Annotated in this window: 15 protein-coding genes; 10 read left to right on the plus strand and 5 right to left on the minus strand. The window is 64.6% G+C overall.

The features are described from left to right. Positions 1–113: 113 nt before the first annotated feature. Both V5279_RS02795 and V5279_RS02800 read right to left on the minus strand, forming a co-directional pair. On the minus strand, positions 114–380 hold the full coding sequence (locus tag V5279_RS02795) for a hypothetical protein (RefSeq protein WP_166299238.1): 267 nt from the start codon (positions 378–380) through the stop codon (positions 114–116). Positions 381–527: 147 nt separating this feature from the next. Next, positions 528–1,334 (minus strand): creatininase family protein, encoded by an 807-nt coding sequence (locus tag V5279_RS02800; protein WP_338694901.1) that lies wholly within the window; start codon positions 1,332–1,334, stop codon positions 528–530. Positions 1,335–1,482: 148 nt separating this feature from the next. Between V5279_RS02800 and V5279_RS02805 the strand changes: the two genes are divergently transcribed. The 8 genes from V5279_RS02805 (at position 1,483) to V5279_RS02840 (ending at position 8,143) form a co-directional block, all read left to right on the plus strand. Beyond that, positions 1,483–2,514, plus strand: a complete 1,032-nt coding sequence (locus V5279_RS02805) for an ABC transporter substrate-binding protein (RefSeq protein WP_166299236.1) — start codon at positions 1,483–1,485, stop codon at positions 2,512–2,514. A 7-nt stretch (positions 2,515–2,521) separates the two neighbouring features. Continuing rightward, positions 2,522–3,325: an ABC transporter ATP-binding protein gene (locus V5279_RS02810; protein ID WP_338694904.1), complete on the plus strand. Its 804-nt coding sequence runs from the start codon at positions 2,522–2,524 to the stop codon at positions 3,323–3,325. After that, complete coding sequence (locus tag V5279_RS02815) at positions 3,322–4,110, plus strand: ABC transporter permease (RefSeq protein ID WP_338694906.1); 789 nt, start codon at positions 3,322–3,324, stop codon at positions 4,108–4,110. Before V5279_RS02810 ends, V5279_RS02815 begins: the two co-directional genes overlap by 4 nt. Further along, a complete protein-coding gene (locus tag V5279_RS02820; protein ID WP_166299233.1) occupies positions 4,110–5,093 on the plus strand; it encodes a 2-hydroxyacid dehydrogenase in 984 nt (327 codons plus the stop codon). The genes V5279_RS02815 and V5279_RS02820 overlap by 1 nt, the downstream gene beginning before the upstream one ends. Further along, positions 5,093–5,788, plus strand: a complete 696-nt coding sequence (locus V5279_RS02825; RefSeq protein WP_338694909.1) for an AprI/Inh family metalloprotease inhibitor — start codon at positions 5,093–5,095, stop codon at positions 5,786–5,788. Before V5279_RS02820 ends, V5279_RS02825 begins: the two co-directional genes overlap by 1 nt. Before the next feature lie 307 nt (positions 5,789–6,095). Then, a complete protein-coding gene (locus V5279_RS02830) occupies positions 6,096–6,467 on the plus strand; it encodes a YciI family protein (RefSeq protein WP_338694911.1) in 372 nt (123 codons plus the stop codon). A 13-nt stretch (positions 6,468–6,480) separates the two neighbouring features. Further along, on the plus strand, positions 6,481–6,831 hold the full coding sequence (locus V5279_RS02835) for a YciI family protein (protein WP_166299230.1): 351 nt from the start codon (positions 6,481–6,483) through the stop codon (positions 6,829–6,831). Between the two features lie 28 nt (positions 6,832–6,859). Next, positions 6,860–8,143 (plus strand): RNA polymerase sigma factor, encoded by a 1,284-nt coding sequence (locus V5279_RS02840; RefSeq protein ID WP_338701816.1) that lies wholly within the window; start codon positions 6,860–6,862, stop codon positions 8,141–8,143. A gap of 158 nt (positions 8,144–8,301) precedes the next feature. On the opposite strand, the gene V5279_RS02845 is transcribed toward V5279_RS02840, so the two are convergent. After that, positions 8,302–8,739: a hydrogenase gene (locus V5279_RS02845; RefSeq protein WP_166299229.1), complete on the minus strand. Its 438-nt coding sequence runs from the start codon at positions 8,737–8,739 to the stop codon at positions 8,302–8,304. A gap of 188 nt (positions 8,740–8,927) precedes the next feature. Between V5279_RS02845 and V5279_RS02850 the strand changes: the two genes are divergently transcribed. Continuing rightward, complete coding sequence (locus tag V5279_RS02850) at positions 8,928–9,956, plus strand: putative zinc-binding metallopeptidase (RefSeq protein WP_338694914.1); 1,029 nt, start codon at positions 8,928–8,930, stop codon at positions 9,954–9,956. After that, positions 9,953–10,987, plus strand: coding sequence for a D-alanine--D-alanine ligase family protein (locus tag V5279_RS02855; protein WP_338694916.1), 1,035 nt, complete (start codon positions 9,953–9,955; stop codon positions 10,985–10,987). Before V5279_RS02850 ends, V5279_RS02855 begins: the two co-directional genes overlap by 4 nt. 11 nt (positions 10,988–10,998) lie before the next feature. Here the strand turns inward: V5279_RS02855 and V5279_RS02860 are convergent, their stop codons facing one another. Then, positions 10,999–11,274, minus strand: coding sequence for a hypothetical protein (locus V5279_RS02860; protein WP_338694919.1), 276 nt, complete (start codon positions 11,272–11,274; stop codon positions 10,999–11,001). Positions 11,275–11,658: 384 nt separating this feature from the next. Continuing rightward, on the minus strand, positions 11,659–12,279 hold the full coding sequence (locus V5279_RS02865; RefSeq protein ID WP_165126799.1) for a Crp/Fnr family transcriptional regulator: 621 nt from the start codon (positions 12,277–12,279) through the stop codon (positions 11,659–11,661). Positions 12,280–13,248: the final 969 nt, after the last annotated feature.

A 13,248-nucleotide genomic window follows, 5' to 3' on the forward strand; every position in this document is an offset into this window, starting at 1 on the left:
GCGAGCTCACAACGATTGACCCGCCCGGGGGGATTACCGGGCGGGTCGGTTGCGGCACGGGGTGGATGAGGACCCGTGCCGAACACCGGATCCGCAGCCTTAAATGTCGTCGATCAATAGCAGGAGCGCACGCGGCCGATATAGTTGCCGAAGGCGTCGTACTGGCGCACCCAGGCGCAGCGCCGATAGCCGCCGTTGTAGGTGTAGCCGTCGCTGGCCGCGATCGCGCTGCCGACAACGGCGGCGCCGACGAGGCCTGCGCCAACGCCCCAACCCCAGCCATACGGCCTGGCTTCAGCCTGCGAGGTGGTGGACGCGATGGTGCCGGTCACGGCGAGCGCGGTGAGGGCGATGGCGGCAAACTTGGTCTTGATCGACATGGAATACTCCATCCTGTGTGGGCGCGGCGCCGGTGTGGTCCGCATGCCCGTTGGACGGAGGCTTCCCGGTTCCGGTTCGAGAGATGAGGCCGGAAATATGGTTTCGTGAATTGTTTCGTCGCCATTGCCCCGACGAAGCAATTCCGATCAGCTGCCGCGAAAGATGCTCGGATCGAACCTGTCGACGTCGGCGAGCAGTTCGCAGAACGCGCGTGCGCCGTGCTCGATCAGCTGCTCGCCCTTCTCGGCCGAGGCTTGGGTCGCATCGCCGATCGCGCCGCTCGGATTGAGGTCCTGCGCCTGCCAGGCAAACGGCGCCGGCCGTTGCGTCGACAGCAAGCGATAATCCTTTTCGATTCTTACGCTGGCGGGCTTGAAGTCGGCGATCGCATCCTGGCGCACGGCGTGCGGATATTTCGCCAGCATGATCGAGGTCTCGACCGCGCCGCCATGGATGCCGTGGCGCAATTCGTCGGCATCGAACAGCCCGTCCGGCGCACCGAAGCGCGACCAGCTCGTCGTCACCACCAGCATGCCGTGTTGCGCGCGCAAATCTTGCGCCACGAGCTGCATCGCGGCGGAGTTGCCGCCATGGCTCGTCACCATCACGAGCTTCTTCACCCCGGCGCGCGCCACGCTCGCGCCGAGCGCCATCCAGCTGTTCAGCGCCACCCTGGTCGGCAGCGTCAGCGTGCCCGGAAAATCGATGTGCTCGGTCGAGATCCCGACCGGCTGTAGCGGCAGGAACGTCACAGACCGGGACGCCGGCAGCAGCTCGCGCACCCGCGCCAGATAGGCCTCGCCGATCATGACGTCGGTTCCAAGCGGCAGATGCGGCCCGTGCTGCTCGGTCGCGGCCAGCGGCAGCACCGCGATCCAGCGCGCGGCCGCGTCCCCGGCGATATCGGGCCAGTGGATCGCAGTCCAGTCACGGGGCGGAAGCTGAGAAGTCATCAAGCAAGCGTTTCATTGGGTGGATTTGCAGGCTAGTTCGTTTAACATCATAGAGGCGTCTGCGTCTTCGGGCGCGATCCTCGTCGCCGGGGCATGATCCGCGCCCCGGCCTTCCATCATGGGCCATAATGTCAGACGGAGTCCAACCATGATCCGGGCCTTTTTGCCGCGAGCGTTAACCACGAGCCTTCTGGCTGCCGCCCTTTGCGTTGCCGCGGCCATCGTCCCGGCGCAGGCACAGACGCTGGACAAGGTCTCGTTCGGCACCAACTGGGTCGCCGAGGGCGAGCATGGCGGCTTCTTCCAGGCGGTCGCCGACGGCACCTACAAGAAATACGGCCTCGACGTCACCATCGTGCCCGGCGGTCCCAACGAGAACAACCGCATGCTCCTGATCGCGGGCAAGCTCGACTTCTTCATGAGCGCGAACTCGCTGCAGACCTTCGACGCCGTCACCAACAACGTGCCGCTGGTCGCGGTTGCCGCGATGTTCCAGAAGGACCCGCAGGTCTTCCTGACCCATCCGGAGGTCAAGGCCAGCAAGATCGAGGACCTGAAGCCGCTGACGCTTTTGATCTCGAAGGAGGGCATCACCAGCTACTTCCAGTGGCTGAAGTCGGAATACGGCTTCGACGAGAACAAGGTGAAGCCCTACACCTTCAACCCGCAACCCTTCATCGTGAACAAGCAGACCGCGATGCAGGGCTACGTCACCTCGGAGCCCTTTGCGGTGGAGAAGGCCGCCGGCTTCAAGCCGAACGTGCTGCTGCTCGCCGATTACGGCTTCAACTCCTACTCGACCCTGATCGAGACCCGCCGCGACCTAGTCGACAAGAAGCCGGATCTGGTGCAGCGCTTCGTCGACGCCTCTGTTGTCGGCTGGTACCATTACGTCTACGGCGACAACTCGGCCGGCAACGCGATGATCAAGAAGCTCAATCCCGACATGAACGACGAGTTGCTGGCCTATTGCGTCGCCAAGATGCGCGAGCACGGCATCGTCGATTCCGGCGATTCCATCAAGAACGGCATCGGCGCCATGACCGACGAGCGGATGGCGAGCTTCTTCGACAAGATGGTGCGCGCCGGCGTGGTCAAGAGCACCATCGACTATCGCCAGGGCTACACGCTGCGCTTCGTCAACAAGGCGGTCGGCGTCGAGCTCCGGCCGAAGAACTGACGGCCGGATGGCGGGGGCTGCGTTGTCTGGATCGAATGCCCGGTCAGCCGTGCGCCTGCGCGGCGTCATCAAGACCTATGACTCCGGCGTGACGGCGCTCGGGCCGCTCGACCTCGACGTCGACAGCGGCGAATTCGTCTCGCTGCTCGGGCCCTCCGGTTGCGGCAAGTCCACCGCGCTGCGGCTGATTGCCGGCCTCGCCACGCCCAGCGCCGGCACGGTCGAGATCGCCCATCACGGCACCGAGCAGCGCGGCAGCCACAGGATCGGCTTCGTGTTTCAGGAGCCGACCCTGATGCCGTGGGCCAATGTGCGCGACAATGTCCGCCTGCCGCTGAAGCTCGCCCGGGTGCCTACGGCCGGCGCCGATGCACGCATCGATGCGGCGCTGGATCAGGTCGGGCTCAGCGAGTTCGCGACCGCCTATCCGCGCGAATTGTCCGGCGGCATGAAGATGCGGGTGTCGCTGGCCCGCGCGCTGGTCACCGATCCGGATATCCTGTTGATGGACGAGCCGTTCGCGGCGCTCGACGAGATCACGCGCTTTCGCCTCAACAACGACCTGCTGTCGCTGTGGCGCAATTTGCACAAGACCGTCATCTTCGTGACGCACTCGGTGTTCGAGTCGGTTTATCTGTCGCAACGCGTGATCGTGATGACCGCGCGCCCGGGCCGGATCGGTGCCGAGTTTCGCATCACGTCCTCCGAGCCGCGCGGCGAGGAGTTCCGCACCTCGGCCGAATATGCCGCGTTCTGCCGCGAGGTCTCGGGCGCGCTTGCGCCGTCCTATGCAGGGCAGGCGGGCGCATGAAATCTCCGCAGGATCTCGTGCGCTTCCTGCTTCCCGTCGCGGTGTTCGCCGCGGGCCTCGTGCTCTGGGAAGCCATCGTCCGCGCCTATGCCATTCAGCCCTATGTGCTGCCGAGCCCGCTATTGGTGCTGAAGACGCTGGTTGCGGACTGGCCGGTGCTGTCGCAATCGCTCGGCGTCACGCTGTTGACCACGCTCGAAGGCTTCGTTGCCGCCGCGATCGGCGGCGTCGCGCTGGCGCTGCTGTTCAACCAGTCGAAATGGCTGGAATATTCGCTGTTTCCCTATGCCGTGGTGCTGCAGGTCACGCCCGTGATCGCGATCGCGCCGCTGCTGTTGATCTATCTGCAGCAGCAGACCGCCGTGATCGTCTGCGCCTGGATCGTGGCGTTCTTTCCGGTGCTGTCGAACACGACGCTCGGCCTCAACTCGGTCGATCGCAACCTCGCCGGATTGTTTCAATTGTATGGCGCCTCACGGCTGCAGACGCTGCTGTTCCTGAAGCTGCCAGCGGCGCTGCCCTATATCCTCGGCGGCCTGCGCATCGCCGGCGGGCTGTCGCTGATCGGCGCCGTGGTCGCGGAGATCGCGGCGGGCAGCGCCGGCGCCGGCTCGGGCCTGGCGTTCCGGATCGCTGAATCGGGCTACCGGCTGAATATTCCCCGCATGTTTGCAGCACTTCTGCTGCTATCGCTGGCCGGGATTGTCATCTATGGGGTGCTGGCGCTAGTTTCGCACGTTCTGTTGCGGCGTTGGCATGAGAGCGCGTTAGGAAAGGACAATTGATGGCCCCGATTTCTTCCGAAAAGATCGATCTGTTGATCTATGGACCTGTCAGGCCAATCCTCGAAAACGGCTTTTCCGATCAATACGTGCTGCACCGGGCCGAAAGCCGCGGCGACCTCGAACGGCTGACGCCCGACACGCTCGCCAAGATCCGCGGCATCGCCGTCACCTATCACACGATGGCGACCGACAAGACCGCGATGGCGCTGTTTCCGAAACTCGAGATCGTCGGCAGCTTCGGCGTTGGCTACGACCACGTCGATTCCCATTACGCCCGCGATCACAATATTGTGGTCACCAATACGCCCGATGTGCTGACCGAGGAGGTCGCCGACGTCGCGATGGGGCTGTTGATCGCGACGCTGCGCGAGTTCGTCAAGGCCGACCGCTACGTGCGCTCCGGCCTGTGGCAGACCCAGAACTATCCGCTCAGCGTCGGCTCGTTGCGCGACCGCAAGATCGGCATCGTCGGCATGGGCCGGATCGGCCAGGCGATCGGCCGCCGCCTCGAGGCGTCGCGCGTGCCGGTGTCCTATCACTCGCGCAATCCGTCCAAGGACGTCGCCTACAAGCACTATCCCGATCTGATCGAGATGGCGAAGGCGGTCGACACCCTGATCGTCATCGTGCCGGGTGGCGCTTCGACGGCGAAGATGATCAATGCCGACGTGCTGAAGGCGCTCGGCCCGCGCGGCGTGCTGATCAATGTCGCGCGCGGCTCGGTGGTCGACGAGCCGGCGCTGGTCGCGGCGCTGAAATCCGGCACGATCCTGGCCGCCGGCCTCGACGTGTTCGCGGCTGAGCCCAACGTGCCGGACGAACTTAAGGCGATGCAGAACGTCGTGCTGCTGCCGCATATCGGCTCGGCCTCGGTGGTGACGCGCAATGCGATGGACCAGCTCGTGGTCGACAACATCAAGAACTGGTTCGCCGGCAAGCCGCCGCTGACGCCGGTTGCCGAGACCCCGGTGAAGGACCGCTGATGTCATCGTCCCGCTTCAAGGTCGCGCTCCTGCTGCTGCTGGCCGCATGCGGTCCGGCAGCGGCGCAGGATGCCTCGACGTTGAAGAAGGACATGATCGGGCAGTGGGAGCTCGCCACCACCGAGCGCAGCAAGACCTGCGTCGTGACGCTGAAACCGGATGCGACACCGCAAGGCTTCAAGCTCGAGCTCGAGCCGGCCTGCGCCGCCGCGCTGCCCTTCACCAAGGACATCGCCGGCTGGAGCATCAAGGGCCTCGGCGACATCGTGCGGCTGCAGAACGCGGCCGGCGAGGCGGTGATCGATTTCACCGAGGTCGAGACCGGCATCTTCGAGGGCATGCGCACCAACGAAGGCGTCTACATCCTGCAAAACCTCGCCGCCGCCCGTTCGCTCGCCAAGTCGATGGACCAGATGATCGGCGACTGGTCGATGGTGCGCGGCAATGGCCAGGCGATCTGCGTGCTGGTGCTGACCAACACGGAGGCTGGCAACGACAATTTCCAGGTGTTCCTGAAAGGCAAATGCGATCCGGCGGTCGCGGCCTTCAACCCGACGCTGTGGCGGCTCGACCACGGCCAGATGGTCCTGATGTCGCCCAAGGGCGAGACCTGGCAGTTCGAGGCCGACGACAACGCCCAGTGGCGCCGCGTCCCCGACAGCGCCGACCCGCTGATCATGCTGCGGGAGCAGTAGGGTCGCTTGCCTCTCCCGCTTGCGGGCCTAGTTCTCCGTCATCCTGAGGAGCCGCGAAGCGGCGTCTCGAAGGATCGACGGGCCACCAGCCGGGCCGCGCACCCTTCGAGGCTCGCCCAGCGGCGCACTTGCGCCGCAAGGCTCGCACCTCAGGGTGACGGGGAGGGGGTTGTCGCCCTCTTACGCAGCAATACTCAAAAATAATTCCCAGCCCCCTGTCGATCCTGCCCGCCCCGGATCGTCGTCCCCCATAGCGAGCCGATTTCACCGCAATAATCCTGCCGCTCGCCGGGAACAGGAGCATTTCATGCGCTTTATGTCGATCGTCCTCTCGTCTCAGCCGCCACAGCAGCCGACCCCGGAACTGCTGGAGGCGATGCACAAGCTCGCCGACCGCGAGATCAAGGCCGGCCGCATGATCGACAATGCCGGCCTGATGCCGCTTGCCACCGGTGCACAGGTTCGCCTGGTCGGCGGCGAGCTCAGCGTCGTCGACGGCCCCTTCGTCGAGGCCAAGGAGGTGATCGGCGGCTACGCCATCTCGGAGCTGCGCAGCAAGGAGGAGGCGGTGGCGCTCGCGGTCGAGTTCATGCAGCTGCACAGGGACCACATGCCGGGCTGGGAAGGCACTTGCGAGGTCCGCGCCTTTGCCGGCTTTGCCGGCCAGTGCGGTGAATAGAGGAGGGCACGCGATGCGCTTCATGTATGTCCTGGTCGCCGAGAAGCCGATGTTGCCAAATCCCGCGCTGCGCGAGGCGATCGGCAAGCTCGCCGACCGCGAGATCGCGGCCGGCCGCATGCTTGATACCGGCGCACTGCTGCCCCGAACGGCGGGCGCGGAGGTGAAAATCAAGGACCGCAAGCTCACCGTCACCGATGGTCCTTTCATGGAGGCCAAGGAGGTGGTCGGCGGTTATGCCGTTTTCGAGCTGAAGGACAAGGAGGAGGCCGTGGCGCGCGCGGTCGAGTTCATGCAGCTTCATCTTGACCACATGCCGGATTGGGAACTGTCATGCGAGGTTCGTCCCTTCATGGAGTGCTGACGATGATGGTGTGTTGCCGGTGTCCGGCGTGACCGCGGACGACATCCAGCGCACCATTCTCGGTGTATGGCGCATCGAGCAGCCGCGGCTGATCACCAGCCTGTCGCGGATGCTGCGCGACGTGCCGCTCGCCGAGGACCTGACCCAGGAAGCGCTGATCGCGGCGCTCGAGCATTGGCCGGTCAGCGGCGTGCCGGAGAAACCGGACGCCTGGCTGATGGCCACCGCCAAGCGCCGCGCGCTCGATCATCTCAGGCGCAATCGCATGCTCAGCCGGCGGCACGGCATGCTTGCGCACGATCTGGCGCGGGAGCAGGAGACCATGCCCGATTTCGATTCCGCGCTAGACGACGATATCGGCGACGAATTGCTGCGGCTGATCTTCACCGCCTGCCATCCGCTTCTGTCGCGCGAGGCCCGCGCCGCGCTGGCGCTGCGGATGATCTGCGGCCTGACCACCGAGGAGATCGCGCGCGCCTTCCTGCAGACCGAGGCGGCGATCGCCCAGCGTATCGTGCGCGCCAAGCGCACGCTGTCGGAATCCGGCCTCGCCTACGAAACGCCGCGCGGCGCGGAATTGTCGGAGCGGCTCGCCTCGGTGCTCGAAATCGTCTACCTCATCTTCAACGAGGGCTATACCGCGGCGACCGGCGACCAATGGCTGCGGCCGCAGCTCTGCAACGAGGCGCTGCGCCTGGGCCGCGTGCTGACCGCGATCGCCCCATTGGAGCCGGAAGCGCACGGCCTCACCGCGCTGATGGAGCTCAACGCCTCGCGGATGGCGGTGCGCACCGATGCGAACGGCGAGCCGATCCTGCTGATGGACCAGAACCGTGCCCGCTGGGACCGCCTGCAAATCCGCCGCGGCCAGCTCGCACTGGCGCGCGCCCGCGAGCTCGGCGGCGCCGGCGGCTTCTATGCGCTGCAGGCTGCGATCGTCGCCTGCCATGCCGAGGCCGGGACATCGGACGCGACCGATTGGCGCCGCATCGCTACCCTCTACGGCGATCTCGCCGCGCTGGTAAATTCGCCCGTGATCGAGCTCAACCGCGCGGTCGCGATCGGCATGGCGGAAGGCCCGCTCGCCGCGCTTGCGATCGTCGACGGTCTCGCGCACGAGCCGGCGCTGAAATCCTATCATCTGCTGCCGAGTGTGCGCGGCGACCTGTTGCACCGCCTGAGCCGCTTCGAGGAGGCCCGCGTCGCGTTCGAGGCCGCGGCTGATCTCGCCGGCAATACGCGGGAGCGCGAATTGTTGCAGCGGCGTGCGGCTGCGGCCGCGCGCGCCGCGCAGGATCACGGCTGCCGCTGACGGCTTCGCGGTTTCGACGCAAAGCGCAACCACGTAGCCCGCATGAGCGCAGCGACTTGCGGGTCTTTGCGGTGACCAACCCCGGGTATCGCTTCGCTCACTCGCTCTACGAGGCTGCATGCTCCGGAAAGTGTGCGCTGCTGCCGTGCAGCGCTGGGTCAGGCCTTGGGCGCAACCAGCGCCGCCTTGCTGCGCAGCCCCCACAGCAGCAGGATCGATGCTGCGATGATCGCAAGGCCGATCGAGATGAATCCTGCGGTCACGAGCGTTTCCTGCCATGGCGCGGCGCTGAGGCCGGGCGCGGTGATCGGCGAAAGTGCGCCGGTTCCGAGAATGGCGGCGATCGTGGCCACGGCCCAGTTGCCGTAGGTCCCGCACAGCAGCGCCCAGTAGGCTATCGTGCTGGCGCGGGACGGCAGCCTGACCTCGCTCCAGATCGCACCGACCGCGAGCAGGAAGGTGCCATTCATCACGCCTTCGAGATGCGCTGCGAGCGCCATCCGCACATTGCTGAAGTGCTGCTCAAGAAGGCCGGTGACCAGCCCAATCAGGAACAGGGCCATGCCGTGAAAAAGCAGTCGTCGCCGATAATCCATTCCCGTCCCCTCAAATTGCCTAAGTGAATGTCGGTCGACCATAGCAGAAAGCGCGAGGGCGTCGGCGTTCCGCGCGGTCGCTGCCCGGGGCGGGCCGAAGGCCGGCCGCCGCGAGGGCCGGGCGGTTGTGACCGGCAGCAACCTATGACAGCATCCCGATTTCGATTTGTCGTGACGTCTGGAGACCCATGCCGCGCCCGAACTATGCCTGGGAGAAGCTGACCGATGAGCAGTTGCTGGAGCAGCGCCTCAGCAGCCTGAGGGTGAAGGTCGAGGGCACCTGGCTGGCGGACTGTGTCCGCACGCTCAATGAGGAGCTCGATGAGCGGGGGCTGCGGCTGCGGCCGCACGCATGGATCTCGAGCGAATGGTTCAGTCCGTCAAATACGCCGGGGATCGCGATCCCGTTCTATCTCGCGCATCCCCGCCTGATGAAGCTCGAGAAGAAGATGATGCTCGACGTCGAGGGCGGCACCTGGTCCGAGTGCATGGCCATTCTCCGTCACGAGGCAGGCCATGTCATCCAGCATGGCTACCAGCTGCAGCGCCGCCGGCGCTGGCAGCAGCTGTTCGGTCCGTCGTCGCGCCACTACCCGCGCTACTATCGGCCGAATCCGGCCAGCCGGAGTTATGTCCAGCATCTGCGGCTCTGGTACGCGCAGAGCCATCCTGATGAGGATTTTGCGGAAACCTTCGCGGTGTGGCTGCGGCCGCGCTCGAACTGGCGGACGCGCTATGCCGGCTGGCCGGCGCTGAAGAAGCTCGAATATGTCGACGAGCTGATGGGCGAGATTGCCGGCAAGCGGCCGCTGCTCACGGCGCGCGAGCGCGTCGATCCGTTGCATTCACTCAAGCAGACCCTCCGCGAGCACTACAAGAAGAAGCAGGCGTTCTACGCCTTCAATCCACCGAAGACCTACGATCGCGACCTGTCCAAGCTGTTCTCCGCCGATCCACGGCATCAACGGCATCCGGCCGCCTCACTCTTCATTAGGCGGCACCGCGCCCAGATCAGGCAGCTGGTGGCGCGCTGGACCGGCGAGAACCAGCTGACGCTCGACGCCGTGCTTGATGATATGATCTCGCGCTGCCGCGAGCTCAATCTGCGCGCGGTCGGCCCTGAGCAGAAGCTTGTGGCCAACTTCACCATCCTGCTCACCGCCAAGACCATGCACGCGCTGTTCGGCCCGTCGCGCCGGAAATGGATCGCGCTATGAAACGTCTTCGCATTCTCGTGCTGATGCACCCGGACTTCGTGCCGCCGGATTCCTCGGACGGCTACTCCGCCCAGGAGATCAATGCCTGGAAGACGGAATACGACGTCGTCAGCACCTTGCGCGCGGCCGGCCACGAGGTCCGTCCGCTCGGCGTGCAGGAGGAAATCAAGCCGGTCCGCGACGCCATCGAAGATTTCAAGCCGCATGTGGTGTTCACGCTGCTGGAGGAGTTTCACTACGAGGTGGTGTACGACCAGCACATCGCGAGCTATCTCGAGCTGATGAAGATCCCTTATACCGGCTGCAACCCGCGCGGCCTGATCCTGGCGCGCGGCAAGGATCTGTCCAAGACGCTGGTGCATCATCGCCGGATTCCGGTGCCGGCCTTCGCCGTGTTCCCGATGCGCCGCAAGGTCAAGCGGCCGCCGCGTCTGGAGCTGCCGCTGATCGTCAAAAGCCTGAGCTCGGATGGATCGCTCGGCATCTCGCAGGCCTCGATCGTCGACACCGACGAGAAGCTTGCCGAGCGGGTTGCCTTCATCCACGAACGGATCGGAACCGCCGCCATCGCCGAGCAGTTCATCGAGGGGCGCGAGCTCTATGTCGGCGTGCTCGGCAACAACCGGCTGCGGGTTCTGCCGGTCTGGGAATTGAAGTTCGGCAGCATGGGCGGTCACAGTGCGCGGCACATCGCCACCGAGAAGGTCAAGCACGATCCGAGCTATCAGGAGCGCATCGGAATTGAGGACGGGCCGGCCGGGAATCTGACGCCGGAACTATCCGCCCATATTCAGCGGCTGGCGAAACGCATCTACCGGACGCTCGGGCTCGACGGCTATGCGCGCATCGACTTCCGCCTCTCGACCAATGGCGTTCCCTATTTCATCGAGGCCAATCCCAATCCTGAAATCGCCAAGAGCCAGGAATTCGCAACCGCGGCCCTGCATGACGGACTGGACTACGCGGGTCTGCTGCATCGCATTGTGACCCTGGGCATGAGCCGCGCAAAGGCGGGCGTATCCCTGGGCTGAACCAGAAGCCACTATAGGCTGCGCTGCATCGGCGTATGGCGCCGGCCGTCCCTGGGGATGAACATCGCAAACGTTTCCCTAACGCGCGCCGCCGGCGTCGGGTCGGCAGCGGCGGCTGAGACCGGGGCGGCCGTGGGACGGAACGCATCCCCTTCCGGCCAGCGCTGTGCAACGACGTCGCCGACCGGCGCCATCATGAGCAAGTCGACGTTGCGGCAGGCGTCGTAGACGTACAAACTGGCAAGAAAAATCGATACGGCAACAAGAATCGTCCTGAAAATCGGCATTGTGATTGCGCCTTCTTGATTGAGGCGAACAATGCCCTGCGACAGTGAACCGCGCGTTTAGCGGTCCGATCGATCGGTCGATACGGTTCCCACGTGGTGAAACGGTTCCCACTTCGTGCGATGGCTGCGTAAACGGCTCGCTTACCAATGCCCTCAAGGTTGCAGCAACCAGCTTTCCTCACCGGGGCGAAAGAAGTCTCTGGCATTGAGAGACCAAGAAAAACACTGAGGAGGCACCATGTTCGTCGCCATTCGAGTCATGATCCTGATCGCCAGTGCTTATGCAGGCTCGGCCGTCGCCGAGATGCAGTTTGCGCCGTTGCCGAGCCCAGCGGTTTCGTCCGCGCCGTAGGACCGGCAGGCGACGCACATCTTCCAGCGCGGTTACACCGGATTGGGTGCGGCGGCCCCGATTGCGCGGGCCGCGTTCTCCGTCATCCGGGTCGCCGTCAGTCGCAGGAAATACAGCGACAGTCCTGGATTGCGCTCGCACAGCTTCTTCAGCGCAGCGTCGCTGATCCACAGCAGATCCACATCAGTCGCCGCCACGGCTGTCTGAGTACGACGCCGTTCAAGGGAAAACAGTCCGATCTCTCCGAACAGTTCGCCTGCCGATACCCCGCGATCGATCTCGGGAAACCTGACCTGCCCCGACACGACCATATAGAGAAGGTCGGCATCGTCGCCTTTCCTGAAGATCGTTTCTCCCGCCTTGATGTGCTTTGCGTGCATGAACGGTTGCAGCCAGTTCGGAGAAAGATCCGTCGCCGCAGCAAGCTTGGCCTTGCGGAGCAGGCGGACCATCTGGAACAGCAGCAGCACGTTCAGCGGCAGCAGAATGATGTGCAGGATGAGCACCGGATAGATCCGGTCGCCCAATCCATAGCTGATGAACGCCAGATTGCTGAATATCGCGACGGTGCGCAGGCTCAACATGGTGCTCATGCAGAACGTCAGCAATACAAGCGCCGACGCGAGGTAACCCAAGCCATCGATCAAGGTCATGGCAGCACCCACTGGAAAATGAACTGCAAGAAAAGTGTTCTGAAAGCGACTTCCAACCTTTGCTAGAGCGCTCATTTTCTTGGGCGGAAATGTGGCCGTCGGGCGCCCCTGCCAGTGAGTTGCCCGACGGCGCAAGCCCTCGCAGCAGAGCAAGGATGGGTGGAGCGAAGCGAAACCCATCGATTTATGCCCGCGGCGCAGATGATGGGTATCGCTTCGCTCCACCCATCCTACGAGCCGTCAATCCTCGGCTATCTCGTTCGGCTTTTCAGAATTTTGCTTGACACCTGACCCAACTCAGATGTTCAATATGCCCGTCTCATCCGATCGAGGGGCGCTTCGCGGTCGTCACGAACGCGGTGTGAGATGCGGTGGACGCCGAGCGTGTGACTGACGAGAGCACGCGAAGCGGACGGTGAAGTCGTGTGGTCCTGACGCCCTAGCGGCAGGTGTCTCGTCGCAACACGCGAAGGCGTGATGCGAAGGCGGTGACAAGCAAGCCCAGTCTCGCCGGGGAGAGCACTAAGTAAGCCGTAACCCATCGCGCAGGGAAAGCCGGATTGCTCCGGTTACACCTGTGGTCCTACCCCCGAGCTTACTACCCATTGCTCGGGGCCCATGGGTGCGATCGGCACCCGGCTTTCCCTGCGCCCTCTGCGAGAGGAGGGTGGAACGAAGAGCAAAGCTCGGACAAATCATGTCGCGAGAACGCGAAGCTGCGTCCCAACCCAAACTGTCATCGCCCGGCTTGACCGGGCGATCCAGTACGCCGCGGCCCGTCGGCTCAAGCGCTGGCGTCTCTGGAATACTGGATCACCCGCATGCGCGGGTGATGACACCGAGAGCCTGGCTGTTTGACATTCGAATCGCATCCCCCGTCTCCCCGCGCAACGGCCTCGCCGTCGTGCCCGGAGCGGCCGCATCACGATTGACGCATGCCAGCACACACCGGCCATGGCAGACGGTCGC

This window comes from Bradyrhizobium sp. 26S5 (genome assembly GCF_036923295.1).
GTDB classification, from domain to species: Bacteria; Pseudomonadota; Alphaproteobacteria; order Rhizobiales; family Xanthobacteraceae; genus Bradyrhizobium; species Bradyrhizobium septentrionale.

What these genes read in the sequence shown, in the direction of transcription:
- V5279_RS02795 (WP_166299238.1), bottom strand. Translation starts at nt 380, where the DNA reads ATGTCGATCAAGACCAAGTTTGCCGCCATCGCCCTCACCGCGCTCGCC.
- V5279_RS02800 (WP_338694901.1), bottom strand. Translation starts at nt 1,334, where the DNA reads ATGACTTCTCAGCTTCCGCCCCGTGACTGGACTGCGATCCACTGGCCC.
- V5279_RS02805 (WP_166299236.1), top strand. Translation starts at nt 1,483, where the DNA reads ATGATCCGGGCCTTTTTGCCGCGAGCGTTAACCACGAGCCTTCTGGCT.
- V5279_RS02810 (WP_338694904.1), top strand. Translation starts at nt 2,522, where the DNA reads ATGGCGGGGGCTGCGTTGTCTGGATCGAATGCCCGGTCAGCCGTGCGC.
- V5279_RS02815 (WP_338694906.1), top strand. Translation starts at nt 3,322, where the DNA reads ATGAAATCTCCGCAGGATCTCGTGCGCTTCCTGCTTCCCGTCGCGGTG.
- V5279_RS02820 (WP_166299233.1), top strand. Translation starts at nt 4,110, where the DNA reads ATGGCCCCGATTTCTTCCGAAAAGATCGATCTGTTGATCTATGGACCT.
- V5279_RS02825 (WP_338694909.1), top strand. Translation starts at nt 5,093, where the DNA reads ATGTCATCGTCCCGCTTCAAGGTCGCGCTCCTGCTGCTGCTGGCCGCA.
- V5279_RS02830 (WP_338694911.1), top strand. Translation starts at nt 6,096, where the DNA reads ATGCGCTTTATGTCGATCGTCCTCTCGTCTCAGCCGCCACAGCAGCCG.
- V5279_RS02835 (WP_166299230.1), top strand. Translation starts at nt 6,481, where the DNA reads ATGCGCTTCATGTATGTCCTGGTCGCCGAGAAGCCGATGTTGCCAAAT.
- V5279_RS02845 (WP_166299229.1), bottom strand. Translation starts at nt 8,739, where the DNA reads ATGGATTATCGGCGACGACTGCTTTTTCACGGCATGGCCCTGTTCCTG.
- V5279_RS02850 (WP_338694914.1), top strand. Translation starts at nt 8,928, where the DNA reads ATGCCGCGCCCGAACTATGCCTGGGAGAAGCTGACCGATGAGCAGTTG.
- V5279_RS02855 (WP_338694916.1), top strand. Translation starts at nt 9,953, where the DNA reads ATGAAACGTCTTCGCATTCTCGTGCTGATGCACCCGGACTTCGTGCCG.
- V5279_RS02860 (WP_338694919.1), bottom strand. Translation starts at nt 11,274, where the DNA reads ATGCCGATTTTCAGGACGATTCTTGTTGCCGTATCGATTTTTCTTGCC.
- V5279_RS02865 (WP_165126799.1), bottom strand. Translation starts at nt 12,279, where the DNA reads ATGACCTTGATCGATGGCTTGGGTTACCTCGCGTCGGCGCTTGTATTG.